General features: G+C 66.2%; 25 protein-coding genes, 1 tRNA gene and 4 pseudogenes. 16 read left to right on the top strand and 14 right to left on the bottom strand.

The window, feature by feature from the left end:
- The first annotated feature begins 198 nt into the window (after positions 1 to 198).
- Positions 199 to 2,571, top strand: coding sequence for a penicillin-binding protein (locus ACQPXH_RS02650; RefSeq protein ID WP_433600750.1), 2,373 nt, complete (start codon positions 199 to 201; stop codon positions 2,569 to 2,571).
- Positions 2,572 to 2,632: 61 nt separating this feature from the next.
- On the opposite strand, the gene ACQPXH_RS02645 is transcribed toward ACQPXH_RS02650, so the two are convergent.
- Complete coding sequence (locus ACQPXH_RS02645) at positions 2,633 to 3,097, bottom strand: GatB/YqeY domain-containing protein (RefSeq protein ID WP_063046865.1); 465 nt, start codon at positions 3,095 to 3,097, stop codon at positions 2,633 to 2,635.
- A 133-nt stretch (positions 3,098 to 3,230) separates the two neighbouring features.
- Between ACQPXH_RS02645 and ACQPXH_RS02640 the strand changes: the two genes are divergently transcribed.
- The 3 genes from ACQPXH_RS02640 to ACQPXH_RS02630 all read left to right on the top strand — a co-directional run bounded on the left by ACQPXH_RS02640 (position 3,231) and on the right by ACQPXH_RS02630 (position 5,874).
- Positions 3,231 to 4,193, top strand: coding sequence for a metallophosphoesterase (locus ACQPXH_RS02640; RefSeq protein ID WP_387294162.1), 963 nt, complete (start codon positions 3,231 to 3,233; stop codon positions 4,191 to 4,193).
- Between the two features lie 305 nt (positions 4,194 to 4,498).
- Positions 4,499 to 5,740, top strand: coding sequence for a hypothetical protein (locus ACQPXH_RS02635; protein WP_433600749.1), 1,242 nt, complete (start codon positions 4,499 to 4,501; stop codon positions 5,738 to 5,740).
- 60 nt (positions 5,741 to 5,800) lie between these two features.
- Positions 5,801 to 5,874: transfer RNA gene (locus ACQPXH_RS02630), tRNA-Pro, on the top strand.
- Between the two features lie 69 nt (positions 5,875 to 5,943).
- On the opposite strand, the gene ACQPXH_RS02625 is transcribed toward ACQPXH_RS02630, so the two are convergent.
- Genes ACQPXH_RS02625 through ACQPXH_RS02615 form a run of 3 tightly spaced genes read right to left on the bottom strand, consistent with a single transcriptional unit; the run spans position 5,944 to position 7,713 of the window.
- On the bottom strand, positions 5,944 to 7,215 hold the full coding sequence (locus ACQPXH_RS02625) for a tyrosine-type recombinase/integrase (protein ID WP_433600748.1): 1,272 nt from the start codon (positions 7,213 to 7,215) through the stop codon (positions 5,944 to 5,946).
- Positions 7,215 to 7,415 (bottom strand): helix-turn-helix transcriptional regulator, encoded by a 201-nt coding sequence (locus tag ACQPXH_RS02620; protein WP_433600747.1) that lies wholly within the window; start codon positions 7,413 to 7,415, stop codon positions 7,215 to 7,217. The genes ACQPXH_RS02625 and ACQPXH_RS02620 overlap by 1 nt, the downstream gene beginning before the upstream one ends.
- Positions 7,405 to 7,713 carry a hypothetical protein gene (locus ACQPXH_RS02615; RefSeq protein WP_433600746.1) on the bottom strand — a complete coding sequence of 103 codons (309 nt, stop codon included), beginning with the start codon at positions 7,711 to 7,713 and terminating at the stop codon, positions 7,405 to 7,407. The genes ACQPXH_RS02620 and ACQPXH_RS02615 overlap by 11 nt, the downstream gene beginning before the upstream one ends.
- Before the next feature lie 374 nt (positions 7,714 to 8,087).
- On the opposite strand from ACQPXH_RS02615, the gene ACQPXH_RS02610 reads away from it, so the two are divergent.
- On the top strand, positions 8,088 to 8,375 hold the full coding sequence (locus ACQPXH_RS02610; protein ID WP_433600745.1) for a hypothetical protein: 288 nt from the start codon (positions 8,088 to 8,090) through the stop codon (positions 8,373 to 8,375).
- Between the two features lie 58 nt (positions 8,376 to 8,433).
- On the opposite strand, the gene ACQPXH_RS02605 is transcribed toward ACQPXH_RS02610, so the two are convergent.
- The 9 genes from ACQPXH_RS02605 to ACQPXH_RS02565 all read right to left on the bottom strand — a co-directional run bounded on the left by ACQPXH_RS02605 (position 8,434) and on the right by ACQPXH_RS02565 (position 14,401).
- The gene (locus ACQPXH_RS02605; protein WP_433600744.1) at positions 8,434 to 8,610 is read right to left on the bottom strand and encodes a hypothetical protein; all 177 of its coding nucleotides are present in this window, start codon (positions 8,608 to 8,610) and stop codon (positions 8,434 to 8,436) included.
- Entirely contained in the window at positions 8,607 to 8,792 is a 186-nt protein-coding gene (locus ACQPXH_RS02600; protein WP_433600743.1) for a hypothetical protein, read from the bottom strand. Before ACQPXH_RS02600 ends, ACQPXH_RS02605 begins: the two co-directional genes overlap by 4 nt.
- Complete coding sequence (locus ACQPXH_RS02595; RefSeq protein ID WP_433600742.1) at positions 8,792 to 9,511, bottom strand: DUF2786 domain-containing protein; 720 nt, start codon at positions 9,509 to 9,511, stop codon at positions 8,792 to 8,794. Before ACQPXH_RS02595 ends, ACQPXH_RS02600 begins: the two co-directional genes overlap by 1 nt.
- Positions 9,512 to 9,704: 193 nt before the next feature.
- Positions 9,705 to 10,994 (bottom strand): hypothetical protein, encoded by a 1,290-nt coding sequence (locus ACQPXH_RS02590; RefSeq protein ID WP_433600741.1) that lies wholly within the window; start codon positions 10,992 to 10,994, stop codon positions 9,705 to 9,707.
- Between the two features lie 45 nt (positions 10,995 to 11,039).
- Positions 11,040 to 11,267 (bottom strand): hypothetical protein, encoded by a 228-nt coding sequence (locus ACQPXH_RS02585; protein WP_433600740.1) that lies wholly within the window; start codon positions 11,265 to 11,267, stop codon positions 11,040 to 11,042.
- A gap of 329 nt (positions 11,268 to 11,596) precedes the next feature.
- Positions 11,597 to 12,094, bottom strand: coding sequence for a tyrosine-type recombinase/integrase (locus tag ACQPXH_RS02580; protein WP_433600739.1), 498 nt, complete (start codon positions 12,092 to 12,094; stop codon positions 11,597 to 11,599).
- Entirely contained in the window at positions 12,007 to 12,594 is a 588-nt protein-coding gene (locus ACQPXH_RS02575; RefSeq protein WP_433600738.1) for a tyrosine-type recombinase/integrase, read from the bottom strand. The genes ACQPXH_RS02580 and ACQPXH_RS02575 overlap by 88 nt, the downstream gene beginning before the upstream one ends.
- On the bottom strand, positions 12,591 to 13,412 hold the full coding sequence (locus ACQPXH_RS02570; protein ID WP_433600737.1) for a tyrosine-type recombinase/integrase: 822 nt from the start codon (positions 13,410 to 13,412) through the stop codon (positions 12,591 to 12,593). The genes ACQPXH_RS02575 and ACQPXH_RS02570 overlap by 4 nt, the downstream gene beginning before the upstream one ends.
- Positions 13,409 to 14,401: a tyrosine-type recombinase/integrase gene (locus ACQPXH_RS02565; protein ID WP_433600736.1), complete on the bottom strand. Its 993-nt coding sequence runs from the start codon at positions 14,399 to 14,401 to the stop codon at positions 13,409 to 13,411. The genes ACQPXH_RS02570 and ACQPXH_RS02565 overlap by 4 nt, the downstream gene beginning before the upstream one ends.
- Before the next feature lie 191 nt (positions 14,402 to 14,592).
- Between ACQPXH_RS02565 and ACQPXH_RS02560 the strand changes: the two are divergent.
- The 11 genes and pseudogenes from ACQPXH_RS02560 to ACQPXH_RS02510 all read left to right on the top strand — a co-directional run.
- Positions 14,593 to 15,288 (top strand): annotated as a pseudogene (locus ACQPXH_RS02560) (IS1634 family transposase); the annotation flags it as partial.
- 245 nt (positions 15,289 to 15,533) lie between these two features.
- Positions 15,534 to 17,741, top strand: coding sequence for a recombinase family protein (locus tag ACQPXH_RS02555; protein ID WP_433600735.1), 2,208 nt, complete (start codon positions 15,534 to 15,536; stop codon positions 17,739 to 17,741).
- Positions 17,734 to 18,012: pseudogene (locus ACQPXH_RS02550) on the top strand (IS1634 family transposase); the annotation flags it as partial. The gene ACQPXH_RS02555 and the pseudogene ACQPXH_RS02550, both read left to right, overlap by 8 nt.
- A gap of 58 nt (positions 18,013 to 18,070) precedes the next feature.
- Positions 18,071 to 18,391: pseudogene (locus ACQPXH_RS02545) on the top strand (transposase); the annotation flags it as partial.
- A 171-nt stretch (positions 18,392 to 18,562) separates the two neighbouring features.
- On the top strand, positions 18,563 to 19,795 hold the full coding sequence (locus tag ACQPXH_RS02540) for a tyrosine-type recombinase/integrase (protein WP_433600734.1): 1,233 nt from the start codon (positions 18,563 to 18,565) through the stop codon (positions 19,793 to 19,795).
- Positions 19,792 to 20,712: a tyrosine-type recombinase/integrase gene (locus ACQPXH_RS02535; protein ID WP_433600733.1), complete on the top strand. Its 921-nt coding sequence runs from the start codon at positions 19,792 to 19,794 to the stop codon at positions 20,710 to 20,712. Before ACQPXH_RS02540 ends, ACQPXH_RS02535 begins: the two co-directional genes overlap by 4 nt.
- Complete coding sequence (locus ACQPXH_RS02530; protein WP_433600732.1) at positions 20,709 to 21,056, top strand: site-specific integrase; 348 nt, start codon at positions 20,709 to 20,711, stop codon at positions 21,054 to 21,056. The genes ACQPXH_RS02535 and ACQPXH_RS02530 overlap by 4 nt, the downstream gene beginning before the upstream one ends.
- A gap of 41 nt (positions 21,057 to 21,097) precedes the next feature.
- Entirely contained in the window at positions 21,098 to 21,346 is a 249-nt protein-coding gene (locus ACQPXH_RS02525) for a tyrosine-type recombinase/integrase (RefSeq protein ID WP_433600731.1), read from the top strand.
- 82 nt (positions 21,347 to 21,428) lie between these two features.
- Positions 21,429 to 22,262, top strand: a pseudogene (locus ACQPXH_RS02520) (IS701 family transposase); the annotation flags it as partial.
- Between the two features lie 539 nt (positions 22,263 to 22,801).
- Positions 22,802 to 23,101: a DUF3644 domain-containing protein gene (locus ACQPXH_RS02515; RefSeq protein WP_433600730.1), complete on the top strand. Its 300-nt coding sequence runs from the start codon at positions 22,802 to 22,804 to the stop codon at positions 23,099 to 23,101.
- A gap of 87 nt (positions 23,102 to 23,188) precedes the next feature.
- A complete protein-coding gene (locus ACQPXH_RS02510) occupies positions 23,189 to 23,953 on the top strand; it encodes a transposase family protein (protein WP_433600729.1) in 765 nt (254 codons plus the stop codon).
- 45 nt (positions 23,954 to 23,998) lie between these two features.
- Here ACQPXH_RS02510 and ACQPXH_RS02505 read toward each other — a convergent pair whose 3' ends face one another.
- The gene (locus ACQPXH_RS02505; protein ID WP_433600728.1) at positions 23,999 to 25,027 is read right to left on the bottom strand and encodes an IS630 family transposase; all 1,029 of its coding nucleotides are present in this window, start codon (positions 25,025 to 25,027) and stop codon (positions 23,999 to 24,001) included.
- Positions 25,028 to 25,079: the final 52 nt, after the last annotated feature.

Below are 25,079 nucleotides of genomic sequence, written 5' to 3'. Positions count from 1 at the left end.
CGTCCCGAGACTTTTTGGTACGTCCGTCCCTGCACCCGTGATCCAGAACCGGGCGGTCGACTCGACCTGCGGTCCGCCCCTCCGCGACACGCCGGAATCCGTCCCACGACACGCCCAATCCGGCATGCGAACTCCAGGATCCGAGCTACTCGCAAACACACCCGAGAGCGCCGGATCGGCACCCCGTAGTCTGGGTCCGTGCCGATCACACATACGCTCGCGAGGCTGGCCGGCAGCTGCGCGCTGGCCGCCGTGCTCGTCGCCGGGTTGTTGTTCCCTCTCGCAGGCGGTTTCGGGTTCGTCTCCAACCGCGCCGCCGACGCCGTCGACAATGTGTCCGCAGAGCTGGTGGAGGGCACTGTCCCCGCCGTCTCGACCATGGTCGACGCGAATGGAACACCCATCGCCTGGTTGTACGAGCAGCGCCGCTTCGAGGTCCCCAGCGACAAGATCTCCAACGATATGAAGTTGGCGATCGTCTCCATCGAGGATCGGCGCTTCGCCGAGCACGCGGGTGTGGACTGGACCGGCACCATGCGCGCGTTCGTCACCAATACGAGCAGCGGCGAGGTGCAACAGGGCGCGTCCACCCTCGATCAGCAGTACGTGAAGAACTTCCAGCTACTCGTCGTCGCCAAGACCGACGCCGAGCGCCGGGCCGCCATCGAGACCACTCCCGCACGCAAACTGCGCGAGATCCGGATGGCGCTCACCCTGGACCGGGAGTTGACCAAGGACGAGATCCTCACCCGATACCTGAATCTCGTCCCGTTCGGTAACTCCTCCTACGGCATACAGGACGCGGCGCAGACCTATTTCGGCGTCGACGCCGCGAATCTGAATGTGCCGCAGTCGGCGATGCTCGCGGGCATGGTGCAGTCCAGCTCGAAGCTGAATCCCTACACCAATTCCGAGGGTGTGCTACAGCGGCGCAATACCGTGTTGGACACGCTGATCCAGAACATCCCCAGCCGCGCCGAGGAATTCCGCAAGGCCAAGTCCGAACCGCTCGGTGTGCTCCCCGAGCCCAAGGGCCTGCCGCGCGGCTGCATCGCCGCCAACGATCGCGGCTTCTTCTGCGACTACGCGCTGCAGTACCTGGCCAATGCCGGTATCAGCCGCGAGCAGATCAATACCGGTGGCTACACGATCAAGACCACGCTCGATCCGGCTCTGCAGGATTCGGTGAAACGCTCGGTCACCGAGGCCGCGAACCCGAATCTCGACGACATCGCCCAGGTGATGTCCGTGGTCGGCCCGGGGCAGGACTCGCATCCGCTGCTGGCCATGGCCAGCAGCCGAACCTACGGCCTGAACCGCGATGCCAACGAAACAGTGCAGCCGCAGCCGTATTCGATGGTGGGTGACGGCGCGGGCTCGATTTTCAAGCTCTTCACCACAGCCGCGGCCATGGAAAAGGGCCTCGGTATCAACGCTCAGCTCGATGTGCCTGGCCGGTTCGAGGCGAAGGGCATGGGTAACGGTGGTGCGCGCGGCTGCCCGCCCGCCACCTACTGCGTGCAGAACGCGGGTAACTACAAGTCGCCGATGTCGGTCACCGAAGCACTGGCCACCTCGCCGAATACCGCGTTCGTCAAGCTGATCCAGGCCGTCGGGGTCACCCCGACCGTCGATATGGCGGTGCGCCTCGGCATGCGTTCCTACACCGAGGCGGGCAGCTCGGGCCACGGCAACCAGAGCCTGGCGGACATGATCAAGGAACAGAACCTCGGCTCGTTCACCCTGGGCCCGGTCGCGATCAACCCGCTCGAGCTGTCGAATGTGGCCGCCACCTTGGGGTCCGGCGGGCGGTGGTGCCCGCCATCGCCGATCAAGGAGGTGATCGACCGCTCCGGCAAGACGGTGCCGCTCACCCAGCAGGCGTGCGAGCAGGTCGTCGATCCCGGACTGGCGAATACGCTGGCCAATGCCATGAGTCAGGACGACATCAGCGGCACCGCAGCCGGCGCGGCGCGGGCGACCGGCTGGAACGCGCCGCTGTCGGCCAAGACGGGAACCACCGAGAGCCACCGCTCCTCGGCGTTCCTCGGCTTCACCAACTCACTGGCGGCCGCGGCCTACGTCTACGGCGACAGCCCGACACCCGGTGAGATCTGCTCGTTCCCGCTGCGCGGCTGCGGCGACGGCAATCTCTTCGGCGGTAATGAACCCGCTCGCACCTGGTTCAACGCGGTCAAGCCGGTGCTCGGGAACTTCTCGCCGCCCGCACTGCCACCGCTGGACGACAAATATGTGCGCGGGTCCAACCAGGCCCAGGTCCCTGATGTCGCGGGCATGACGCAGGGTCAGGCGACTGCCGCGCTGGTCGCCGCGGGCTTCCAGGTCTCGCCGGTGAACGGCACCGGTGCGCCGCCGAAGGGAACGGTGATGGGGACAGCGCCGAATGGGTCGGCGATTCCCGGGTCGGTGATCACGATCTATATCAGCGACGGGACGGAACGGGCACCCGCGCCGGCACCTGGACCGGCGCCTGCGCCCGGTCTTCCGATTCCGGGCATTCCAGGCATTCCGGGATTACCGAGTATTCCGGGATTCCCTGCCCCTCGATAACTCCTCATAAATACGAAAGCCGCCGATCCGGATCCCGGATCGGCGGCTTTCTTCGGTACGGCTACAGACGCGACTTCACGGCGGCCGAGATGCGAGAGCCGTCGGCCTTACCGGCGGCGATCGCGGTGGCGGCCTTCATGACCTGGCCCATCTGGCGCATGCCCGGGCGCTCGCCGAGTTCCTGGGCGACCTGCGCGATCGCGGTATCGGCGACATCGGCGACCTCGGCGTCGGTCAGCTGCGTCGGCAGATATTCATCGATGATGCGCGCCTCGGCGTGTTCGTTGGCGGCCAGTTCGCCACGCCCGGCCTGGGCGTAGACCTCGGCCGACTCGCTGCGCTTCTTCGCCTCTTTCTGCAGTACTGCGATGACCTCGGCGTCGGAGAGCTCACGTGCCTGCGAGCCCGCGACCTCCGCGGTCTGGATGGCGGCGAGCAGCATCCTGAGGGTGGCGAGGCGCAGCGTGTCCTTGGCCTTCATCGCGGCGGTCATATCCGCACGCAGCTGCGATTTGAGTTCCGACATGTGCCACACGGTAGCCGTTTCCCGGTTCCCGGCCCATTACATTTGGCGTTCGACCCGGATTCACCACACCGACCCGACCGCTTGTGCGGAAACACACTCGGCGTTCCGCACCGGGGTCACCTATGCTGGGCAAATGCCCGTAATCTCGACCTCCGCCATCCGACGAACCGCGTTGGGAGCCGCCGGGGCCGCGGTGGCCGGTATCGGCTACGCCTCGCTGATCGAACGAAACGCCTTCGTACTGCGCGAGGCCACGATGCCCGTGCTCCAGCCGGGCTCGTCGTCACTACGGGTGCTGCACATCAGCGATCTGCACATGATGCCTGGTCAGAAGCTCAAGCAGCAGTGGCTGCGGGAGTTGGACCGGCTGGAGCCGGACCTGGTCGTCAATACCGGCGACAATCTTTCGCACCAGAAGTCGGTGCCCGCGGTGGTTCAGGCCCTCGGCGGATTGCTTTCCCGCCCGGGCCTTTTCGTTTTCGGCAGCAATGACTATTTCGCGCCGGTGCCGAAGAATCCGGCGAAATACTTCAAAAAGGATCACCGCCGGGTGTACGGCGCGCCGCTGCCGTGGAAGGACCTGCGCGCGGCCTTCACCGAGCGCGGCTGGCTCGATCTGACCCATGTCCGCCGTGATGTCGAGGTCGCGGGCATTCGGATCGCGAGCGCGGGCGTCGACGATCCGCATCTGCAGCGCGACCGGTACGACACCGTCGCCGGTGCGCCCAACCCGCTCGCCGTGCTGAGCATCGGCCTGACCCACTCCCCCGAGCCCCGGGTGCTGGACCGCTTCGCCGAGGACGGCTACGACCTGGTCATGGCCGGACATACGCACGGCGGCCAGCTGTGCCTGCCGGGATACGGTGCGCTGGTCACCAACTGCGGTATCGATCGCTCGCGGGTGAAGGGCTCGTCCAAGTGGGGCGCGCACACCCAACTGCACGTCTCCGCGGGTCTCGGTACCTCCCCGTGGGCGCCGTACCGCTTCTGCTGCCGCCCCGAGGCGACGCTGCTGACGCTGGTCGCCGCACCGCCGAAACGTCCCAATGCCGATAGCGGACAGGGCGTTTCGCCCTCGGAAGCCATCGCCCGCTGAGTTCCGCTGAGAGCGCGTCGAGAACTCTCTGTCGCAGACGATCTCATCCCGGACGCAGAGCAGCACTGCCCCGGTCCGAGAGGCCGAAGCGCGCGACCCGGTGACAATGTCCATCGACGGGAGGCCCCGGCCTGCATCGCGGTGTGTGTGAAACCCGCCCGGATGAAACGGAAACCGACGTGCACACCAGGTGGTGTGCACGTCGGACATCCGAGAAGGTTGGTGTCGGGAACCATCGACAAGGGGTTTCCAGAGACGCTGTAAGGTCCTTTGCCGAGACTGACTGACATCAGGCAGGGGACAGTGTGAGTGATTTCGACGACCGGCGCGAAACCGGTACGCCGTATCAGCAACAGCCTTATGGGGCAGAGCAATTCGGCCCCGCGCTCGGATTGCCCGGATCCGGGCAGTCCACTCCCACGCAGTCGGGGGCCGACGCGGCGCACGGCACATTCGGTGCGCCGGTCGAGCTCGATCCGGCCGCACTGTCGCCGTTCGGCCCCGAACCGACCGCCACACCGTGGAACGGCGGCGTCGCACCGGCGATGCCCATGCCGTGGCAGACCGCGCGGCAAACAGCAAGCGCCCCTGGTCAATTCGATCCGACCCTGCAGTGGGCGCCGCAACCCGCGCCGGCATGGCAGCCGGGCTCGGCGACGCAATTCCAGCCCGGCGCAACGCCTTCCGGACCGCACGGCGGTATGCAAGCTCCCTACGGGCCGAGCGGTGGCGCCAATGCGTTCTTCGCTGACCGATTCGCCTCGGACCTGGCCGCCGCATCGAGTGCGAACCGACCGGGCCACGGGCGCCGCACCGCATGGATCGCCGCCGCGGTCGCGACGCTCGTGGTCGCGGGCGGGGCGACGGCGGCGATCGTCACGGCCGGCCACCGCTCGGACGATACCGCGGCGCGGAATCCGGTTCCGTCGATGGTGAGCGCACTCACCCCCACGGGTTCACATACCTCAACCCAGCCGACCACCACCAAGCACGCCCCCGCCAATAGCGAGGCCCCCGTCGTACCCGGTTACCAGGTTGTAGTGGCCTCGGACCTCGGGGCCGCCTATGACGTACCCGCCGACTGGACAGTCGCCCCCGACGGCAAGGTCGGCGGCTTCGGCGATCCGCCGGACGCTGTCACCGGCAAGGGGCTGGCCACCGAGGGAAAGAGCTACTGCCCCGGTTCGACCCGCACCGTGGCCTTCCTGACCGGCTCCAAGGACGCCGATTCGGCAACCGCCGCAACCGAACTCGGCACCAGGACGGCCAAGATCGCCTACACCGACTCACCGGGCGGTATCCCGAGCGCCGCGCAGCCGCTCCGCTCGCTCGACGGCTCCCAGCAGGGCATGTTCGTGGAGACCAAGGGCACTGCGACCAAGGCCAATCCGGGCTGCGCAACCGACTACTCGATCTACACCTTCGCCACCCCCACCGATAGCGGCAATTTCGTGATGGTGATCGCGGCCGACACCGGCGTCCCCAATGCCGTCGACGCGGCCACCGCGATGCGCATCTTCACCAGCATTCGCCCCCATGGAGGCTGATTGACCTGCGGGTTTAACGTCTGGACGTGAGCTGTTGTAAGCTACTCCAGGTTCGCTTCACGGGGTGTGGCGCAGCTTGGTAGCGCGCTTCGTTCGGGACGAAGAGGTCGCAGGTTCAAATCCTGTCACCCCGACTCGTGTGTGGAGACACGGAAAAGCCCCCTGACCAGTCCACATGGCCAGGGGCCTTGCTCTATTTCCAGCTAGCCGGAGAGTCCGTTTACCTCTCCCGTCCGCAGTGCGTCCGCAGCTGATTCGATTGCGGCCCGCGCCGCAGTGTCGAGCCGATCCGCTACTACCTCGAGATCGTCCGGGAACAGATCGGAGTACGTGTCGAGGGTCATGGCCGCGGACTTGTGCCCGAGCATCGTTTGCACCGCCTTGGGGTTCGCGCCGGCGCTGATCGCCAACGATGCCGCAGTGTGCCGCAGGTCGTGTGGAGTGATGATCGGGAATTCAGGTGTCACCGCGTCCCCGTCGAGCGCTTCCTGCACGCGAGCTTGCTCCGCGGCAGCACGCAGTCGATCAACCGCGGGCCGAAAGACGCGAGGACGATAGGTCGATACGCGCAGAACCTTCCCGTCCGTCGACGCGAATACGAGATCGTCACGGCCTTTCCCTTTCATGAGAGCTGCGAGCTCATCGGTCAGGAACTTCGGAAAGGGCACCGACCGCCTCTCGTGGTTTTTCGTGTTCGACCACACCAGCTTGCCCTCGACCTCGGCTACCGCCTCCAGCACGTTGAGCCGACGGCGGAGCATGTCGAAGCTCGCGACTTTCAACGCCGCCATCTCTCCCCAGCGAAGACCCGTGTACGCGAGGAGCCTTACCGCCGTGGAGTTTTCGGTGACCTCACCGGCGAGCTGATGGACCTGCACGTGTGTGAGGTAGCCACGCCGCTTGTGCTTGCGGCGCGGCAGTTTCACGCCGGTGCACGGATTTCGCGGCAGCTGGCGGTGCTCGACCATGGTTTCGAGGACCATGCGCAGGATGCCGACCGCGTTCTCGATCGTCGGGACGCCGACATTGGCGGCCATCATTTCCGCAACCCACGCACGAATCTGTCCGGTGCGCACATCCCGGACAGCCGTTGTGCCCCAGCGGGGCTCGACATGCACACGCCAGGTGATTCGACGGGTCGAGTCGGTCGTGTCCTTTAGATGCGGTTGCGAGTCGAGCCAGGTCGGGCCGATGTGGCCGATTGTGTTCTGGCCGGCGGATGGTGCGACGTGGGTACCGGCCACAAGCGAGCTGGTCGCGCTGTCCAGCCAGGATTGCGCGTCGGTCTTGCGGACGAACGCCTTGGCATGCTCCTGGCCGTCATCGTCGACATACCGTGCACGCCAACGCCTTCCCCTGCCGTGCTGCGCTGAGGGAACCTTGTCGGTCGTCTTCGCCCCGTTGTCCCCAACGGTGACGACGGACTTGTACCAGCGGTCTTCGACCCCAGCACGTCGATTCCGTCGTGCTGCCACTAGGCCACACCGCCTCTGACGGTGGCCGCCTCCTGTTCGTCGATCCATGCAAGGATGACGCTCTTGCGCCAGACCCGGCGGCGCCCAAGTTTGAAGCTCGCGGGACCGGCACCGATGTGGGCCCAGTAGCGCCAGGTGGCGGCGGGGATTCCGGTCAGTTTCTCGCAATCCTTGGCCTGCAAATACACCTCAGTTTCCATATTGTGTTCCTCCTTCCGACGGACCGATGTGCTCGCGCGCAGCGGTGAGGGTGCGGGTGACCGCCGAGGCGCTGAGCTCGACGTGGTCGGCGATGCGGGAGTGCGACCATTGGTGTTCGAATTTCAGCCGCAGGATTGTGGCGACCTTGTCCGGGTCGCGGTGTCCGGCAGGATCGGCGTTGCAGATCTCTTCGGCGATATCGGCCCAACGGTCCCGCGCACGGGCCGGTGCGGTAGCCGTTGGCGGGGTCGCTTCGATCTGCCGGATCTGGTGCGCAATCGGTAAGGCGACCGGCACGCCCCGTCCTCGTAACGCTCATCTCGGACCGGGGCGACGCGTTCTGCACAGGGCTACGCACCACGCTTTCCGAGCTACGCACCGCCTGTGCACCGTCGGTGCGCAGGTTCGGAGCGTGGTGTTCGCGGATGATCATGTGCGCGAGTGCCGCGCCCATACCGAGCACTCCGACTGGCAGGCAGGCCACCAGAACGGTCACCGGCCACGGCGCGACGGCGACGCCGGCGGCGGCGCGCATGAGGTGGTAGGCCACTTGTCCGACGGCGCCCAGCATCAGGCTTCCGAATGCCGAATACTTGGCGTAGCTGCGGGTTCGGTCCGATCGGATTCCTCCCGACAGCCATACGTACAGCGCGTAGGACGCGTACGCCTCCATGCCGATCGGCAGGGTGATCGCGGTGTTGATCGTGAACTGGTCCCAGATTCCGGGCAGCGGCCGCACCGGACCGAATCCGGTGAGTTCTCCGAGTCCGACCCAACCGGACCAGATCGCGACGAACGCCGGCAGGGCCAGCAGCAGGACCGGCCACGCCCGCGGCACGCTGCGCACCGGGTTCGTTTCGGCTGGTGCGTTGTGGTGCGCAGGGCTGTCGCTGCGCACCGGCACCTGTTCGGTGCGGGTGGTGTCGTGCGCACTGGCCGTTGCCCGACCCGGGATGTAGAGGGTGTGGGAGCCGATCTCGAGGGGCGCGAATTGCGGCGCCGTCGAGATATCGAGAGTCATTGTGCGCCTCCGTTCTGGGGGCGGGCTTCGAGGTATGCGCTGACCGTGGTTCCGTTGCGCTGCGGGAAGATTCGCCAGTCGGTGACGATGTCCACGACGGGATCCAGGGCGGTGATCGTGGCTTTGACGTTGTCCCGATCGCCGGTCACCGGGATATTGACCGTGTCGCTCATACTCGGCTCCCTACGACCGCGGGGGCGCTGAGGTTGGTGCACTCGGCCATGTGGGTGATGAGGATTTCCATGTCGTTGTCGTCCAGATCGCGGATTACGACATCGAGCGCGGATTGCCCGCCTGTGGTCAGCGCGGTGACCGCGGTGTTGACCAGCTGCAGGACGCGGGTCGGTTCGCTCATCAGCACGCCTCCTGGCCGACCGGCGGCTCGTAGATCGCGGTGTAGAGCTTGGGTGCGGAGAAGTTCGGGGCGGGCGGTTCGCCGAGCCCCTCGTACCGGATGCGGACCTTGCCGCCGACGACGGTGCGGGTGGCGCCGGCGTCCATGCACGCGCCGATGAGGGCGTCGGCGATGCCGGTGCGGACCCAGACCTTGCGCAGTCCTTGCCCGTAGGGCTTGGTGGTGCCGTCGGTCTGCACGATCAGGATCGGCACCATGCGCTCGTTGCCGTCGGCGTCGAGTTTCGGTGCGCGCGTGCGGTAATCGAGGTCGGGTTCTTCCTCGATCGCGACGATGTAGCCGTCGATCTGGGCGCCGGGCTCGCTGTTGCGGTTGAACGCGGCGCGGGTGCGCGGGGTGAACGCCTTGCTCAACGTGGTGTCGCCTGCCGGGCGTGCGGGCTTGGTCTTGGTGGCGGTGCTGGTCAAGGTGGTGGTCCTCCTCGCGGTCGTCGGGGCGGATTGCGTCGCGGCGTTCGATTGCTGCGGTCCGTTGGGCCGCGCCCGGTGGGGGCGCGGCGTTTCGGCGGCTGGCTGCTGGTGCTCGGTGAGCGGCAGCCCATGTGTGGCAGCGAGTTCGTTGGCTTTGGCGTAGAACAGGGCGGCTTCGGGTGTGCCGTCGACGCTGGCGGCGTGGGCTCGGAGTTTGGCGACCTTGTCGCGGGCCTGGTCCGGAGTCACCTGCGCAGTCCTCCTCGGTGGTGTCGGCGGGCGCGAGGACCGGCACCGGGTGGGTTGATGGCCGAACCGGTTCGGTGGCCGGCTCACGGTTCGGGACGGGCCGGGTCACGGTTCGGGACGGGCCGGGTCACGGTTCGGGACGGGCCGGGTCACGGTTCGGGACGGGCCGGGTCACGGTTCGGGACGGGCCGGGTCATCGGTCGAGTCCGTTCAGGACGGGTTTGGTGATGACCGGGCCGTGGAAGATCGGTCCGGTCGGCCGCGGCATCGCCGCCGCGACGGGTCCGCCGGCGGCCGGGGCCTGGTGCCTAGACATGTCGTGATCGGCGAATTTGCGGACCAGTTCGGTGTTCTCGGTGTGCAGCTGATCGTTCTCGGCGCGGGCGGCGTGCAGCTGAGCGCGCAGCTGCTCTACCTCGGTGAGTGCGGTGTTCTCGGGCTCGATGTGCCAGCCGGTGACCTCGTCGATGACCATGCCTCGCGGCCCGGCGGCGTGGTAGATCGGTGACTCGGCGCCTGCGTGGCTGATGGTGGCGACGAGTTCGGCCTCTGCGGGCCAGCCCTGCCGATCATCGGCGAGCTGGTCCAACGCCCATCCGTGCGCCTGCGCCAGGCTGCCGGTCTGTGTCCGCCGGGCCATATCCGGGTGGGTACGCAGGATTTCAGCGCTACCGACCACTGCTTCGTAGCGGCGCTCGGGCTCGAGGTCACCCGCGGTCTCGGGACCGGTGGCCCGGTGGTTCCGGTCGACCGGGTCGGCGACCTGTTGCGGCCGCGCGGAATATGTCCTCCCGGTCGGCTCGCCGCGGCCGGGGCCCAGATCAACCGGCACCATCGGGATGGGTTCGTCGAGGTCGATTGTCTGCGACCAGGCGTGCTGGAACCGCGTCTGTTCGGCGAGCGCGGCCTGCGCGGCGCACTCGCGGTGCAGCTGTTCCCACTGCTGGAATCGACGCTGTTCTGCCGGGGCGGCGATACCGGCACGCAGACGGGTGATTCCGTCGCGGGTGCGGGCGCGCAGCGCGTCCAAGCCCCGGGCGGGCCGGAATACCGGGCGGACGTGGTCGCTCGGGTAGGCGCGGACCGTGGCCAGCGCGGTCATCGCCTGTCCCCGTTCGGTGGCGGTGAGATGCCGCGTGGCGTAGATGCCGGTCTCGATCCGCGTCCGGGCGGCATCGAGTTCACGCTGCCGGTCGAACCACGTTTTCGGTGTGTCCCACTCCCGGATCTGCCGCTCGTTGACCAGTCGCCACCGGTACTCGCGAATGTGGGCGGTCATTCGCCGGCGTTCCTGGGCGTGAGCGAATTTGCGGTCGGCGGCGTCGGACTTGATCAGGGCGTTGATCTCGCGGCGCACGCTGCGCGGGACGCGAGTGGCGCGCGGGTGCATGACACGCCAGCTGGCGATGACCTGGTTGACCCGGCGGGTCAGCCCGGCCATTTCGTCGATGATCTGGTCGGTTTCGGATGTGTTGTCAGCCATGGGAATTGGTGCCTCCTTTGTGTTGGGGATAAAGGGCGGGGTCGGTTACCAGCGGGCGCGCCGGGTGCGGGCGAGTCGTCGGAGGTTGGGGCGGCCGTGGGTGGTCCAGACGCTGTGTCCGGTCCAGCCGATGCCGTAGATGAACCAGGCAAGCCCGACGGCGGCGCCGACGGCGAAGAACGCGAGGACGGTGATCGCGACGACCACGGTTCCGGTGGCGGCCGGGCGCCACCAGAACGCGATGACCGCGCGCCACCGCAGCGCGGCGGCCACCCACAGATCGTCGGCGTCTTCGAGGTCGCCGGCGGGTAGGGCCTCGGTGGTGTCGTCGAGATCCGGGACGGGTGCGAGATGGCGTGCGCTGCCCGCACCCGCGATACCTACGCGACCACCAACGGCGACGTGTCTTTGTGTTTGTACGACGTGACCACGTTGTATTTCGAAGCGGAGAAAGAAGACGACCTGCGCAAAGTCGGCTTCTCCAATTACGCCGAGGTTCCGGTTATGCCGAGGTCAGGGTGGTCGGGGTGGTGTCGGTGCTGTTCGGTCGGTGTGGCGGGGTCGGACCGCGCGGTATAACCGCCAGCGGCGGGGGCGGGTTCTCATAGTCTGTCGAGGAAGTGGATGAGGTCGTCAGCGGGCCGGTAGCGGCCTGGCGTGGTGTTCATTTCGGGAACGCGGGCGAGGGCTCGTTCCTTGATGGTCATGTCGGCATGCAGGTAGATGTGGGTGGTCGTGGCGCTTTGGTGGCCCAGCCATAGGGCGATGACGGAGGTGTCGACGCCGGCGTGCAGCAGCGTCATCGCCGCGGTGTGGCGCAGGGTGTGGGGAGTGACATGTTTGGTGGTGATCGACGGGCAGTATCGCGCGGCGGTCGCGGCATGCTTGGCGACGAGCCGTTGCACTGCGTCGGCTGACATTCGGGTTCCGCGTCGTGTCGGGAACGCGGGTCGGCCGGGTGCGGGCCCGGCCTCCGCGAGCCAGGCGTGGAGGGTGGCCGCGGTCTGTCGAGTCAGCGGGGTGGCGCGTTGTTTTCGGCCTTTGCCGGTGGTGCGCACGGCCGCGCCTGGGTGTGTGGTGGTGATGTCGGGGTGGTCCATCCTGTTGTCTCCGAGACACGAAGTCCGGTCTGGACAGTGGTGAGCAGCAGGGCGTGGTCGCGGCGGCCGTGCCAGGTGCCGCAGTCCGGCGCTGCGAGAAGGGCGTCGGTCTCGGGGCCGGTCAGATACGACACGATCGCCCGTTCGTGACGGCGTGGCGGGATCGCCAACACCTGGCTGGCGGTGTGGGCTCGGTCGGGGATCAGCGGCAGCGCATAACGGTAGAAGGAATGGATCGCCGCCAGGCGCGCGTTGCGGGTCGCGGTGCTGTTGTGCCGCTGGGTGTCGAGGTAGGCCAAGAACGCGCCGACGGTCACGGCGTCGAGGTGGTCGATCATCAAATGGGAGGGAGCCGTTTTCGCTTTCTCGGCGGCGAACAGCAGCAGGAGTTTCATCGTGTCCCGGTAGGCCGAGATGGTCTGCGGGCTGGCCTGTAGCTGCCTGACCAGCCGTTCGGCGAAGAACCCTTGCAGCAACGACGTCACGGTCGGCGCTGTCATGACAGCGGCTCCTTGGTGGGCAGGGGCGTGAGGGCCTCGAGCCGGTCCGCGGCGTGGGCGAGAAGTTCGGGCACGGCGTGCAGATACCAGTAGGTGGAGGCGGGATCGACATGACCGAGCCAGGTCGACAGCAGCGGCAAGCGCGCTTGAACGTCCTGGCCGTCGCGATACCAGCCGATCATCGTGGTGACGGCGAAGACCGCCGGGCAGGACCGTGCCGCGGTGCCGACCCATTCCTGGCGTGCTTGCAGGTAGCGGGTCAAGGCGCTGGCTGTGCTGGGGTGTATGAACACCAGCCGGGACTTGCCGAACTTCGTCTGCAGTATCTGGATCACGCCGTTGGCCAGGTCGATGTCGGTGACGCTGAGGCGGCATGCCTCACCTGGGCGCATGCCGGTGGCCGCGAGCAGACCGATCAGAGTCCGCCAGGTCAACGCTGTGAATGGCGGTGACAAGGTATCGGTAGCGGCGAGCAGGGCCTGTATCTCGTTCTCGCTGAACATGTTCGGTTCTTTCGGCCGGTAACGCCGCCGGTAGATCAGGTCGTCGGGGATCTGCGTGGCTGGGTCCAGCGCGTATTGGTAGCGGGCGAAGATCCGGACCGCGTCCATCCGGCGGGCGACCAGAGCATCACTGACCGGAACCTTGATCTGGGTCGTGGCCCATTGAATCGCCAGGTCGTTGCGGACGTGCGTGGCGCCGCGTTCCTCGCAGAACGTGACGAAGCTCGACAGCAGTTTGCCCAGGCCCTCGACTTTGAATCCCATCGTCCGACGTGTGGCGAGGTAGCTGGCAATGTCCTCACGCAGGGTGTTCATGATCGAGCACCAGGCCAGGGACGCACCAGGTTCCGGGCGTCGTCGTCTCCCGCGGCCGGTGCGGTGCCGGGCCAAGGCTGGGCCAGCGGTCGCAGAGCACTCTCGTCGACCTTGGCGTAGATGGCGGTCGACATCGGGTTGCGGTGGCGCAGTACCTGACCCACTTCCGACAACGACGCGCCGGCCCGCAACATCGACGAGGCCAGCGTGTGACGCAGCCGGTGCGCCCCGATCCGGGCGAGCCCGGCGTCGCGGCAGGCGCTGCCGACGATGTGGCCGATCGCCCCAGCCGACAACGGCCGACCGGGTGGTCTGAGCGTGGTGAACACCGACCGCGTGCGACATTCGGGCCGCCCATCGACCAGCCACGCGGCGATCGCTTCTCCCGGCTCGACCGGCAACGGCAGCCGTTCGACCCGCTCGCCTTTGCCGACGACGGTGAGTTCTCCAGCACGCCAGTCGATGTCGTCGAGGCCGAGCGCCGCGACTTCGCCGCGACGAAGCCCGAGCCTGGCCAGCAACAGCAGGATCGCGTAGTCGCGGCGGCTCGTGGGAGTGGATCGCCAACCCGCCGCGACCGCCAGTATCCGCTCGACGTCCACGGTCGGCACCGAGCGGGGAAGCGACGCCAAATGCCAACTAGCGGAAGCGGGGACCGCGCTCCACAGCTGCGTCGATGTTCGGCCTGTCGCATGCGCGAACCGCAGGAACGAGCGCACCGACCTGGCCATCGTCTTCGCCGAGTTCGTGTTGCGGTCCCGGCAGTACTCGACCATGAACCGCGTCACCGTCCCGGCGTCGAGAAAGCCGAGCGACACCTGTATGGGCTGCGGCAGATCGGCGAGGAACTGAGCGGCATTCCAGCGGTAATTGCCGACGGTGATCGGCGCCAACCCGCGCTGACTGTCCAGCCACTGTCCGAACTCGGCGATCAGCTCGGATACCGATGCGGCCCCTGCGCGGGCATCGCTGGTGTATTCCGGGTTCATGTGATTCTCCTCCTGATGGGCAGACCCGGGCACCATCAGAAAGACATATCCTCGTCCCCACCGCTGACGGTTATGCCGCGCGGTCCGACCCCGCCACACCGACCGAACAGCACCGACACCACCCCGACCACCCTGACCTCGGCATAACCGGAACCTCGGCGTAATTCGAATTATGCCGAGCTCGGCATAACTCCAAGGAACGGCGGGTCGATCCGCAGATCGTGGTCGGATTGCTGGTCGACCGGAACGGATTCCCTTTGGAGATAGGGTGTTTCGCTGGAAACAAGGCCGAGAAGCACACGATCGTGCCGATTATCGAAGGGTTCCAGGCACGGCACCGGTTGCAGAGTTTCGTTGTCGTCGCCGACGCGGGAATGTTGTCTGCAGAGAACCTGACCAAGCTTGATGACGCCGGGATGCGGTTCATCGTCGGGTCGCGAGTGACGAAGGCGCCCATCGACCTGGAGTCGCATTTCCGTTGGCACGGTGAGTATTTCACTGATGGGCAGGTCATCGATACCCTCACGCCGAAACGTGGCGCGAACAGCGACAACAATGTTGGGTTGCGTGCGGAGCCGGTATGGGACCCGGACCGTCATCGGGGGTCGTGGCGGGCGATCTGGGCGTACTCGACCAAACGCTACGTCCGCGACAACCGGACTCTCAACGCGCAGGAGGCTCGAGCGCGGGAGGTCATCGACGGGGTGAAGGCTGCTCGCACACCACGATTCGTGAAGTCGGCCAAAGACGGCAAGGCCCTTGACACCGCAGCGTTGGCTCGGGCGCGTCGGTTGGCCGGGCTGAAAGGCTACGTCACGAACATGCCAGCGGACATGATGGCCGCGGGCGCGGTAATCGCGAGTTATCACGATTTGTGGCAGGTCGAAGCGTGCGGTTCATGATGCACCTGTAGCCGGAACGGGCTGGAGGGGCTGATGATTGGACGTGAGGGCTTGCTGCGGATGGCTGCGGTGGCTGAGCGGTTGAAGCGGCAGGTCGAGGCAACTGCGCGTGTGGAGGCCGGCGGTGAGGCCGGAGCCGATCGAGTGGGCGGATCTGCCCGTGGCGAGCCGGGTCGCGGCGGTCCGGGTATTGACGGTGATGGTCCGTAGGCGTCTGACGTGCTCGGGTGATGGGGACACCGACGATGAGTGCGCAGATTCCGCAGTGGCCGGGCAAGGTGAGGGCCGAGCACACCGATCGGCTGGCGGTGATCTATGTGCGCCAGTCGACGATGCGTCAGGTGGTTGAGCACACCGAGTCGCTGCGGGTTCAGTACGGGCTGGTCGACCGGGCGATCGCGCTGGGGTGGGCGCGGGATCGGGTGAAGGTCATCGATGCCGATGTGGGGATGTCGGGAGCGAGCACGGCCGGGCGGGCCGGTTTCGCGGAGCTGGTCAGCGAGGTCGGATTGGGTCATGTGGGAATCATTGTGGGAGTGGAGGTTTCACGGTTGGCACGGTCGGGCCGGGACTGGTATCAGCTGATGGAATTGTGTGTGCTGGCCGCAACGCTGCTGGCCGACAGCGATGGCGTCTACGATCCGGGCGAGTACAACGATCGGCTGTTGCTGGGGTTGAAGGGCACCATGAGCGAGGTCGAACTGCACCTGATCAAGCAGCGGATGGCGTCGGGTCGCCTCGCCAAGGCCAAACGGGGCGAGCTGTTCTTCGCGGTCCCGACCGGATACGTGCTGCGCCCGTCCGGGGAGGTCGTCAAGGACCCTGACGAGCAGGTTCGCACGGTCATCGAGCTGATCTTCGACTTGTTCGACGAGTTGGGCACGGTGAACGCGGTGCTGGGGTATCTGGTCGAGCACGGTATCCGGATCGGGGTGCGGTTGCGGGAGGGCCCCGACGCCGGTGAGCTGGAGTGGCGGCGCCCGAGCCGGATGACGGTCAACAACATCCTGCGCCACCCGATCTACGCCGGGATCTACGCGCATGGGCGCCGATCGGTCGATCCGCGGCGGCGGATCGCCGGGCGGCCGTCGACGGGGAAGGTGAGCGTGCCGATGGAGCAGTGGAAGGTGGTGCTGCCGGACCGGTTGCCCGCCTACATCACCGCTGAGCGCTGGCGGGCAAATCTGGCACGGCTGCAAGCCAATCGGGCCACCGCTGCCACACCGGGTGCCGTCCGGGAGGGTCCGGCGCTGCTGACCGGGCTGCTGCGCTGCGGGCGATGCGGGACGAAGATGACAGTGCACTACACCCACCGTGACGGCGTCGTCAACGGATACACCTACCTCTGCTGCCGCGCCCAAGCCGACTACGGCTTGCCCTGCTGTCAGCGCCTGTCCGGCCGATGCGTGGACGCCTATCTCAGCGCAGCGCTGCTGCAGATGCTGGCCCCGGCAGCGTTGGAGGTCTCCCTCGCCGCAGCGGCCGAGATCGAGGCCGAACGCGGCAGGCTCGAGACCTTGTGGTCCCAGCGCCTGGAACGCGCCGCCTACGCCGCCGACCGCGCCGCCCGCTGCTATCGGCTCGCCGAACCGGAAAATCGGTTGGTGGTAAGAACTTTGGAGCGTGACTGGGAACAGGCTTTGACCGAGCTGGAACGGTTACGCGAAGACCACGACCGGTTCCTCGCCGCCACCCCGCCGGTGCTGTCAGCCGCCGACCGCGACCGCATCCGCGGTCTTGCCGCCGATATCCCCGCCCTCTGGCAGGCCGCCACCACAACCAACACCGACCGCAAACAACTGCTACGCGCAGTCATCGACGTCGTCACCGTCACCGTGATCGGCGACAGTGAACAGGTCGAAACCGAGATCGGCTGGGCCGGCGGGCACCGCACCAGCGGGCAACTGGCCCGCCCGGTCGCGCGCCTGGAACAACTGTCCTACTATCCGCGACTGGTCTCCCGCGTGCTCGAACTCGATGACGCCGGCCTGACCGATGCCCAGATCGCCGACCACCTCAACTCCGAGGGACTGCGGCCGCCCAAACGATTCGAAACCTTTGGGCCCCAAGCAATCCGGGATCTGGTGAACCGGCTACGCGCCACCACCGGCCGATCCGGCCACCGCACCCAGCGGCCGGCCCCGCCGCCCGGACAACACACATGGTGGATGCCCGAACTAGCCGCCGAACTGGCCATGCCAACCGGTCACCGTCTACAACTGGATCCGCCGCGGCTGGGTCACCGCCCGCCAGGACCCCGACACCCGGCGTTGGATCATCACCGCCGACCCCACCGAACTCGAACGCCTACGCCAGCTCCGCCGCCTACCCCGCGGCTACCACCTCCGCCGCCGCTGGCACAACGACCCCACACCCACCGAACCCACCACTCACCCAGCCGAACCACAGTTATGAATGCATTGTGGTTGACACGCTGAGGCGTCGTTCCGGATGTCGAAGACCGATCTGGCGGCACGGCCGATGTTTGCGCGGACCCAGGACGCGATCGAGGCGCATCTGACGATCGTGTTCACAGCCTTGGCGGTGGCGCGGGCCGCGCAGGCGCGGACCGGGGTGAGTATCCGGGTGATTGTTCGTGGTCTGCGGGTGTTGCGGTCGGCGACACTCGCGATCAATGGAGCCGAGCAGACCTTCGCACCCGAGATTCCCGACGAGCAGCAGGCGATCCTCGACGCTTTGCGGGACTGACGTCACGCACTAATACTGCAACGGCACCTGTGTGAGTCGGTGCTGGTAGATGTGATGTGTGGTGTTGGATCGTGTTGTGGCGGAGTTGGATTCGTTGATGTCGCGGATCGCGGGGAGATTCGCGCGTTCGGAGCCGCGGGAGCGGGTGCGGGAGTATGTGTCGGGGCTGCTCGCGGGTTTGGAGCGTAAGAACGGGTGGACGCTGGCCGAACGCGCTGGTGAGGGCAGTCCGGACGGGATGCAGCGGCTGCTGCGCAAGGCCGATTGGGATGTCGATGCGGTGCGTGACGATGTGCGGGAGTATGTGGTCGAACACCTCGGCGACCCCGAGGCTGTGCTGGCTGGTGATGAGACCGGATTTTTGAAGAAGGGCGTGAAATGCCGATCTCAGCATTTGGTGCCTTATGACGAGCCGATGGTAATGCCGAAGTACGGCCGGGAGATTGGTTGTGAGGCCGCTATCTGAGGCTGGTTGAGCGGCATTTCGTGGTGGTGGGTCCGGTTCGTGGTGTCTCTGGTCGATGAGTCCCATCGACGACAGGAGACGATCATGGACTCTCGAAGTGGAGCACGGCGCTGGGGACCGATCATCGTGGATGGCCCGCTGGCGCCGTTCGCAGACGGCTTGCGCTGTGAGCTGGCCGGTCAGGGATATGCCCTGGACACGGTCGGCGATCACGTGCATCTGTTGGCGGATCTGAGTGACTGGCTGTTGGGCCGGGGCCTGACCGGCGCTGGACTGACACGCGAGGTAGCCGAGGAGTTCCTGCGCGAGCGGCGCTCTCAGGGCCTCCGCATCGGAGTGACGCCTCGCGCGGTCGCGCCGATACTGAGGTATCTGCGCGGATTGCGGGTCGCCCCACCGCATTCGGCGGCCGCCGCGGTCACGTCGCAGGATGTTCTGTTGAGCGAGTATCGCCGTTATCTGGAGTCTGAACGCGGGTTGTCCGCGGGAACGGTCACGCACTATCTGCGGTGCGCGAGGGTGTTTTTGGTGTGGCTGCCGGTGCCGTGCGAGTCGTTGTCGGGCTTGTCGTCGGGCCAGGTCACCGGCTATGTCATGGGGTGGGCGCGACAGCGGGAGGGTCGGCCGCCGGACATGGTGACACTGCCGGCGTTGCGGTCGTTGCTGCGTTTCCTGCACGTGGCCGGGCATGTCCCGGTCCTGTTGGCCGATGCTGTCCCGGCTGGTCGTGCTCATCCTGCGCGACTGGGGGTGCCGCGGGCGGCGTCGGCTGAGGGGATCCGGGCGGTGCTCGCATCGTGCGATCGTGACAGCGCGGTCGGGTGTCGCGACTACGCGATCGTGTTGTCGTTGACGCGTCTGGGGTTGCGTGGGGGCGAGGTGGCGCGTCTGGAACTCGCCGATGTCGGCTGGCGAACCGGAGAGGTGATGATCCGTGGGAAGGGTGGCCGGGTCGATGTTTTGCCGCTGCCTGGTGATGTCGGCGAAGCGTGGGCGCAGTATCTTCTGCATGCGCGGCCGAAGACGAGGGCCACTACGGTGTTCGTGACCATGGTCGCGCCGTTCACCGCCCTGGCGACCTCCTCGGTCACTCAGGTGCTGGCCCGTGCTTGCGCTCGTGCTGGTGTCGCCCGGTTCGGGCCGCACCGGATCCGGCATGCGGTGGCGTGCGGTCTTCTCGATGCTGGAGCGTCGATGGTCGAGATCGGGCAACTGCTGCGCCACGCTCAGGAACGCACCACGGCGATCTACGCCAAGGTCGATCAGGCCCGGCTGGCCGAGCTGGCCCAGCCTTGTCCGCAGGGGGCAGCCCGATGACCATCCGGACCCGCGTCGAGGATTATCTGGCGATGCGCCGCGCGCTGGGCTACCGGCTGCACGCCGAGGGCCGGATGCTGCTGGGGTTCGCCGACCGGCTCGACGCGGCCGGGCAGCCCACCATCACCGTGTCGGCAGCGCTGGCATGGGCGATCGAGCCGAAAAACGCAGCACCGGCGCACTGGTGCCGCCGCCTGGGCGTGGTGCGAGCCTTCGCCCGTCACCTGCATACGCTCGACCCGAGTTGCGAAATCCCTCCCGCCGACCTGCTATCGGGTCCGACGCACCGGCCGACGCCGTATATCTACACGGCCGAGGAGGTCGCCGCGCTCGTGCACGCGGCGGGGACAATCGCCGCGCCGATGCCGTCGGCCACCTGCCACGCGGTGATCAGCTTGATCGCCGCAAGCGGACTACGGCTGGGCGAAACGCTCGCGCTGGACCGCGCCGACGTCGATCTGGACGCCGCGATGCTCACCGTGATCGGCAAAAACCAGCACACGCGGTTGATCCCGCTGCACCCCACCACCGCGCAGATGCTGGGCCGTTACGCCGCACGCCGCGACATGCTCTGCCCGGCAACCGATTCGGCCAGCTTCTTCCTCACCACCAATGGGCACCGGCCGCAGCCCAGCAGCCTGCAGCACACCTTCGCCAAACTCCTTGTCCTGGCGGAGATTCAGACACCACCGGGACGGCGACGGCCCAGAATTCACGACCTCCGCCACACTTTCGCAGTCAATACTCTGATCGGCTGGTATCGGTCCGGCGCCGACGTCGCGGCCCATATGCCGATCCTGTCGACCTTCCTGGGCCACTCAGGCGGCCCGGAGGCGACCTACTGGTATCTGCAAGCAACCCCAGAACTACTCGCCCTGGCTGCTCAGCGGCTCGAACACGATCGCAGGACATCATGACAGCGCTGGCTCCAATCCTGGAGGCGTTCTTCACCGACCGGCTGATGACCCAGCAAGGCGTCAGCCCTCACACGATCGCCTCCTACCGCGACACGTTCAAACTATTGCTGGGTTACCTGCACTCCCGCACCGGCACGCTGCCCTCCGACCTGGACCTCACCGACCTCGACGCCGTGATGGTCGGGGATTTCCTGCAGTATCTGGAAGCGGTGCGGGGCAACGCCATCAGCAGCCGAAATACGCGCCTGGCGGCCATCCACTCCCTGTTCCGCTATGCCAGTCTCCAGGCTCCCGAGCACGCGAACATGATCAGCCGAGTGCTGGCGATCCAAACCAACAGCTGATCAAAAAACACGCCACCACTGCAGCAAAGACATGTATCTCCTTGCAGGGCAAGAAGATCACACCACACACCCTGCGGCACTCCGCTGCGATGGAGCTTCTCCATTCCGGCGTCGACATCACCGTCATCGCTCTCTGGCTCGGCCACGAGAGCCCGACCACCACCCGCATCTACATACACGCCGACATGGCCCTCAAAGAAAAAGCCCTCGCCCGAACCACGTCACCGACCACCGCCCCGGACCGCTACCAGGCCCCCGACACCCTACTGGCATTCCTCGACCAACTCTGACAACCCACCGCAATGCCGCAGGCAGGCACCGCCTGCCTGCGGCATTGCGGTGCACTTCGGCATTACCATCGGCTCGTCATAAGGTGTGAAATCCGCTGGGGTGCAACGCCAGTACTCCGGCACCGCCGGTCGTACGGAGAATTGCCAGATCGGGGTGTTTTTGGCGTACGCGTCCCGGCACGGGCACGCCCTGATCGACCGGGAACTGTATATCCCCGAATCGTGGACCACTGATCGCCAGCGTTGCCGCGACGCCGGGATTCCCGACGAGGTCGAGTTCGCGACCAAGGCGCGGCAGATGATCGCCATGCTGGAACGGGCGTTGGCCGCGGGGGTGCCGTTCGCGTGGTTCACCGCTGATGAGGTCTACGGCCAAGCCGGTTACCTGCGGGACTGGCTCGAGGACCAGGACGTGTCGTATGTGATGGCCACCCGCTGCGACCACCTATTGACGACTCGCGCCGGCCGCACTGCCCGTGCTGATGAGCTGATCGCCGACCTCGCCGTGGGCAAGTGGCAGCGGCTCTCGGTCGGCGCGGGGGCGCACGGGCCCCGTGAATACGACTGGGCGCGCAGACCGATCGAAGGATCCTGGGCCCGTGGGCGCGGGCACTGGCTGCTGGCACGCCGCGCGCTGACCCCGAACAGCAAGGGTGAGCACGAGATCGCCTACTACATTTGCTACGGCCCGCACCGGTCTCGACTGGTCGATCTGGCGTGGGTCGCGGGGTCACGGTGGCATGTGGAGGAAGCGTTTCAGCAGGCCAAGGGCGAGGCCGGGCTCGATCACTACCAGGTCCGCAGCTGGCGGGCCTGGTACGCCCACATCACCTTGTCCATGCTCGCCCTCGCGTGGCTGGCAGCATCGAAAACCCTTGCTGCAAAAGGGGAACCAGCGACCTCGACGAGGGTATGATCGCTCTCACGGTACCGGAAATCCGGCGCCTGCTGGTCGCGTTCGTGCTCACCCCACACCATGTCGCCGATCACATCTGGGCTTGGTCGCACTGGCGGCGACGCCGCCAGCACCAAGCCCGGTTATCGCACTACCGGCGACGCGGCCATCCACTCACCTGAGTGCCGTTGCAGTACTAAGCCATTTGACCAAACTCGGGTCAAATACGCCCCGGTTTACCCCGCCGACCAGCCTTACCCACCCAACTGTCTGGCTGCCTGCCGCAGGGACACTAAATGCGCCCGCAGGGTGTGTTTAGTGTCCCTGCGGCAGGCAGCCAGACACCACCACGAAAACTGCTGGTCGGCGGGGGAAACCGGGGCGGACTGTGGAGGGCGGACACCCGTCCGTCCTCCATAGTCCGTATCCAACGATCCAGATGCGGCACCCATGACACGCCCTCAGTCATCCGTGCGACAGAGGCTGTAACGAACCCCACGTCGGCGCCCGACATCGAATGAGATTCCAGTCGCGAATACAGGAAGCATGGTGATTTCAGCATGGCGCGCCCTCAACTGTGGCAGAGACAACTGCAAGCGTCGCAGCAGGAGGCGCTGCTGGCTGTTCGACTTTACAACGATACGAGCCGAGAGCGGGCACTTGAGGGATTCATAATCCATATGCACATTGCTTGGCTTTACGCGTTCCAATCGAAATACCAAAAGTTCGGACAAGACTATCATGTACTCGAATCCGCGCAGCCGAGGAGATATAAGAAGATAAACGGCGAGCGGATGTCTCAACCGCTTGAATGGTTTGTACACCAGGAGGGTTATTCAGGTGCTGGGATGATGGGTTGACGACTCGGCGTGTCTAACGAAGCAGCGGCCCGTTATCAGTGAAAATCGTTTCACCACAAAAGATTTCGCTGATGAGGACCGCTGCGCATGTATCATACCACCGGGTTGAGCCGGGAAGAGATCGTCGAGTTGACCGAGCTTGTTGAACGGTGCTCCTTCGAGGCCGGGGAGATGATCGGATGCCCGCCGTCGCTGGGCCTGTTCGGCGGCGTGTGCGTAACTCTGATGTATTTACGGCGCAACCGGACTCAGTTCGAACTTGCCGAACAGTACGAGACCTCGCAGCCGACGATCTCACGGGCGATCTCGTGTATCACGCCGTGGCTGGATCGGGTGCTCGTACCGGAAGTGCCAGTGGCCGAGGAGCTTTCGCTCGATGAGCAGTACATTGTGGATGGGACGTTGCTCCCGTGCTGGTCGTGGGTCGATCGGCCGGAGCTGTACTCGGGCAAGCGGAAAACAACCGGCGTGAATGTGCAGGTCGTCTGCGATGTGTATGGGCGTTTGCGATGGGTGTCCGATCCGGTGGACGGCTGCCGCCACGACAGTGCCGCGATCGGATTGCCCGGCGTGCTCGACGGAATGGATCTATCGAACTGGTTCGGTGATCTCGGGTATCTCGGTACCGGTGTACTCACACCGGTCCGGAAACCCCGCGGCCACGACTTCGCCGATAGCGACACGGAATACAACACCGCGTTCAACGCGGTCCGCGCGACGGTCGAACGTGTGATCGCCCACCTCAAAACCTGGCGCATCTTCCACACCGACTACCGACGGCCGTTTCACACCTTCGCCACCACGATCTCCGCTGTGATAGGACTCGAATTCTTCAGGAACAACGCTGAATAACCCTCTAAGTCTTAGAGTTACTAAGGAGTTTGGAAGTAGGTCGAGTCAGGCGGTGATGTAGGCCAGGTGCGGATCGCGGAAGAATCCGCGGACGAGAGCGGGTAGTTTCTGCAGTCGGCGCAGGGCGCCGGTGGCCTTGGTTTTGAGGTCGTCTTTGCTGGTGACACCGATTTTGCCGAGCCGGTCTGCTTTGACGTTCTTCCATACCCATTCGTCGGGGTTGAGTTCGGGTGAGTAGCCGGGCAGGAAGAACAGCCGTAGCCGGCCCTCGGTGCCGGCGATGAACTGTTTGGTGAGGTTGGCTCGGTGGCTGGGGTGGCCGTCGACGATCAGGAACACCGGGCCGGGGGCGTCCTTGAGCAGGCGTTTACAGAATTCGATGAACACCCCTGCGTTGACGGTGCCGTCGTGGAGCATGAACCGCAGCGCGCCTTGTGCCGAGACCGCCGAGAGCATGTTGATCGAGTATCGGGCCCCGGTGTTCGCCACGACCGGCGTCTGCCCGACCGGCGCCCAGGTGGTGCCCGCGTGGTAGTCCGAACGGATCCCGGCCTCGTCGGCGAAATACACTGTCGCACCAGCCTTTTTGGCCTCGGCGCGGATCGCGGGGAACACCTCGGTCTTCCAGGCTTCCACAGCGTCGGGGTCCTGCTGGTAGGCGCGGTGCAGCGGGCGCTGCGGCGACAGGCCCATCGTGCGCAGCAGCCGGCCCACGCTGACCACGCTCAGGCGCACACCGAACTCACGGCGGATCACCTCACGCACCATTTCCCTTGTCCACAAAGCGAACTCGAACGACAACTGACGCGGATCGACACCGACGATGAACCCGTACAGCTTCGAGATCTGCGTGGCGTTCAGCCGCGGCGGCCGGCCCGGCACCGCCTTGGCCTTCAACGCGTCCTTGCCGCCCTCACGCGCCTTGGCCAGCCACCCGTAGACGGTGTTCTTGTGAAATCCCATGGTCACGGCAACTTCTTCGGGGTGCGCGCCCGCCGCGACCTGCTCGATCGCCCGCATCCGCAGGACTTCGAGGGTCTTGTGATCCAGCTTCCGGCCGTCGTTGTCGCGCACCTATGGAATTCTCCCAGGATGCCGCGAGAATCCGGGGAATTCACCCAGCGAT

The organism is Nocardia sp. CA-135953, from assembly GCF_050955735.1.
Classification (GTDB): domain Bacteria; phylum Actinomycetota; class Actinomycetes; order Mycobacteriales; family Mycobacteriaceae; genus Nocardia.
The sequence above is the reverse complement of the archived record's forward strand: the minus strand, read 5'-3'. Positions and strand labels throughout refer to the sequence as shown.

Bases quoted from the DNA above. Each gene is read 5' to 3' on its own strand.
- ACQPXH_RS02645 (WP_063046865.1), bottom strand. From the start codon at position 3,097: ATGTCGGAACTCAAATCGCAGCTGCGTGCGGATATGACCGCCGCGATG.
- ACQPXH_RS02640 (WP_387294162.1), top strand. From the start codon at position 3,231: ATGCCCGTAATCTCGACCTCCGCCATCCGACGAACCGCGTTGGGAGCC.
- ACQPXH_RS02620 (WP_433600747.1), bottom strand. From the start codon at position 7,415: ATGGAAACTGAGGTGTATTTGCAGGCCAAGGATTGCGAGAAACTGACC.
- ACQPXH_RS02610 (WP_433600745.1), top strand. From the start codon at position 8,088: ATGCCGATCGGCAGGGTGATCGCGGTGTTGATCGTGAACTGGTCCCAG.
- ACQPXH_RS02605 (WP_433600744.1), bottom strand. From the start codon at position 8,610: ATGAGCGACACGGTCAATATCCCGGTGACCGGCGATCGGGACAACGTC.
- ACQPXH_RS02600 (WP_433600743.1), bottom strand. From the start codon at position 8,792: ATGAGCGAACCGACCCGCGTCCTGCAGCTGGTCAACACCGCGGTCACC.
- ACQPXH_RS02590 (WP_433600741.1), bottom strand. From the start codon at position 10,994: ATGGCTGACAACACATCCGAAACCGACCAGATCATCGACGAAATGGCC.
- ACQPXH_RS02580 (WP_433600739.1), bottom strand. From the start codon at position 12,094: ATGGACCACCCCGACATCACCACCACACACCCAGGCGCGGCCGTGCGC.
- ACQPXH_RS02575 (WP_433600738.1), bottom strand. From the start codon at position 12,594: ATGACAGCGCCGACCGTGACGTCGTTGCTGCAAGGGTTCTTCGCCGAA.
- ACQPXH_RS02570 (WP_433600737.1), bottom strand. From the start codon at position 13,412: ATGAACACCCTGCGTGAGGACATTGCCAGCTACCTCGCCACACGTCGG.
- ACQPXH_RS02565 (WP_433600736.1), bottom strand. From the start codon at position 14,401: ATGAACCCGGAATACACCAGCGATGCCCGCGCAGGGGCCGCATCGGTA.
- ACQPXH_RS02555 (WP_433600735.1), top strand. From the start codon at position 15,534: ATGGGGACACCGACGATGAGTGCGCAGATTCCGCAGTGGCCGGGCAAG.
- ACQPXH_RS02540 (WP_433600734.1), top strand. From the start codon at position 18,563: ATGGACTCTCGAAGTGGAGCACGGCGCTGGGGACCGATCATCGTGGAT.
- ACQPXH_RS02535 (WP_433600733.1), top strand. From the start codon at position 19,792: ATGACCATCCGGACCCGCGTCGAGGATTATCTGGCGATGCGCCGCGCG.
- ACQPXH_RS02530 (WP_433600732.1), top strand. From the start codon at position 20,709: ATGACAGCGCTGGCTCCAATCCTGGAGGCGTTCTTCACCGACCGGCTG.
- ACQPXH_RS02515 (WP_433600730.1), top strand. From the start codon at position 22,802: ATGGCGCGCCCTCAACTGTGGCAGAGACAACTGCAAGCGTCGCAGCAG.
- ACQPXH_RS02510 (WP_433600729.1), top strand. From the start codon at position 23,189: ATGTATCATACCACCGGGTTGAGCCGGGAAGAGATCGTCGAGTTGACC.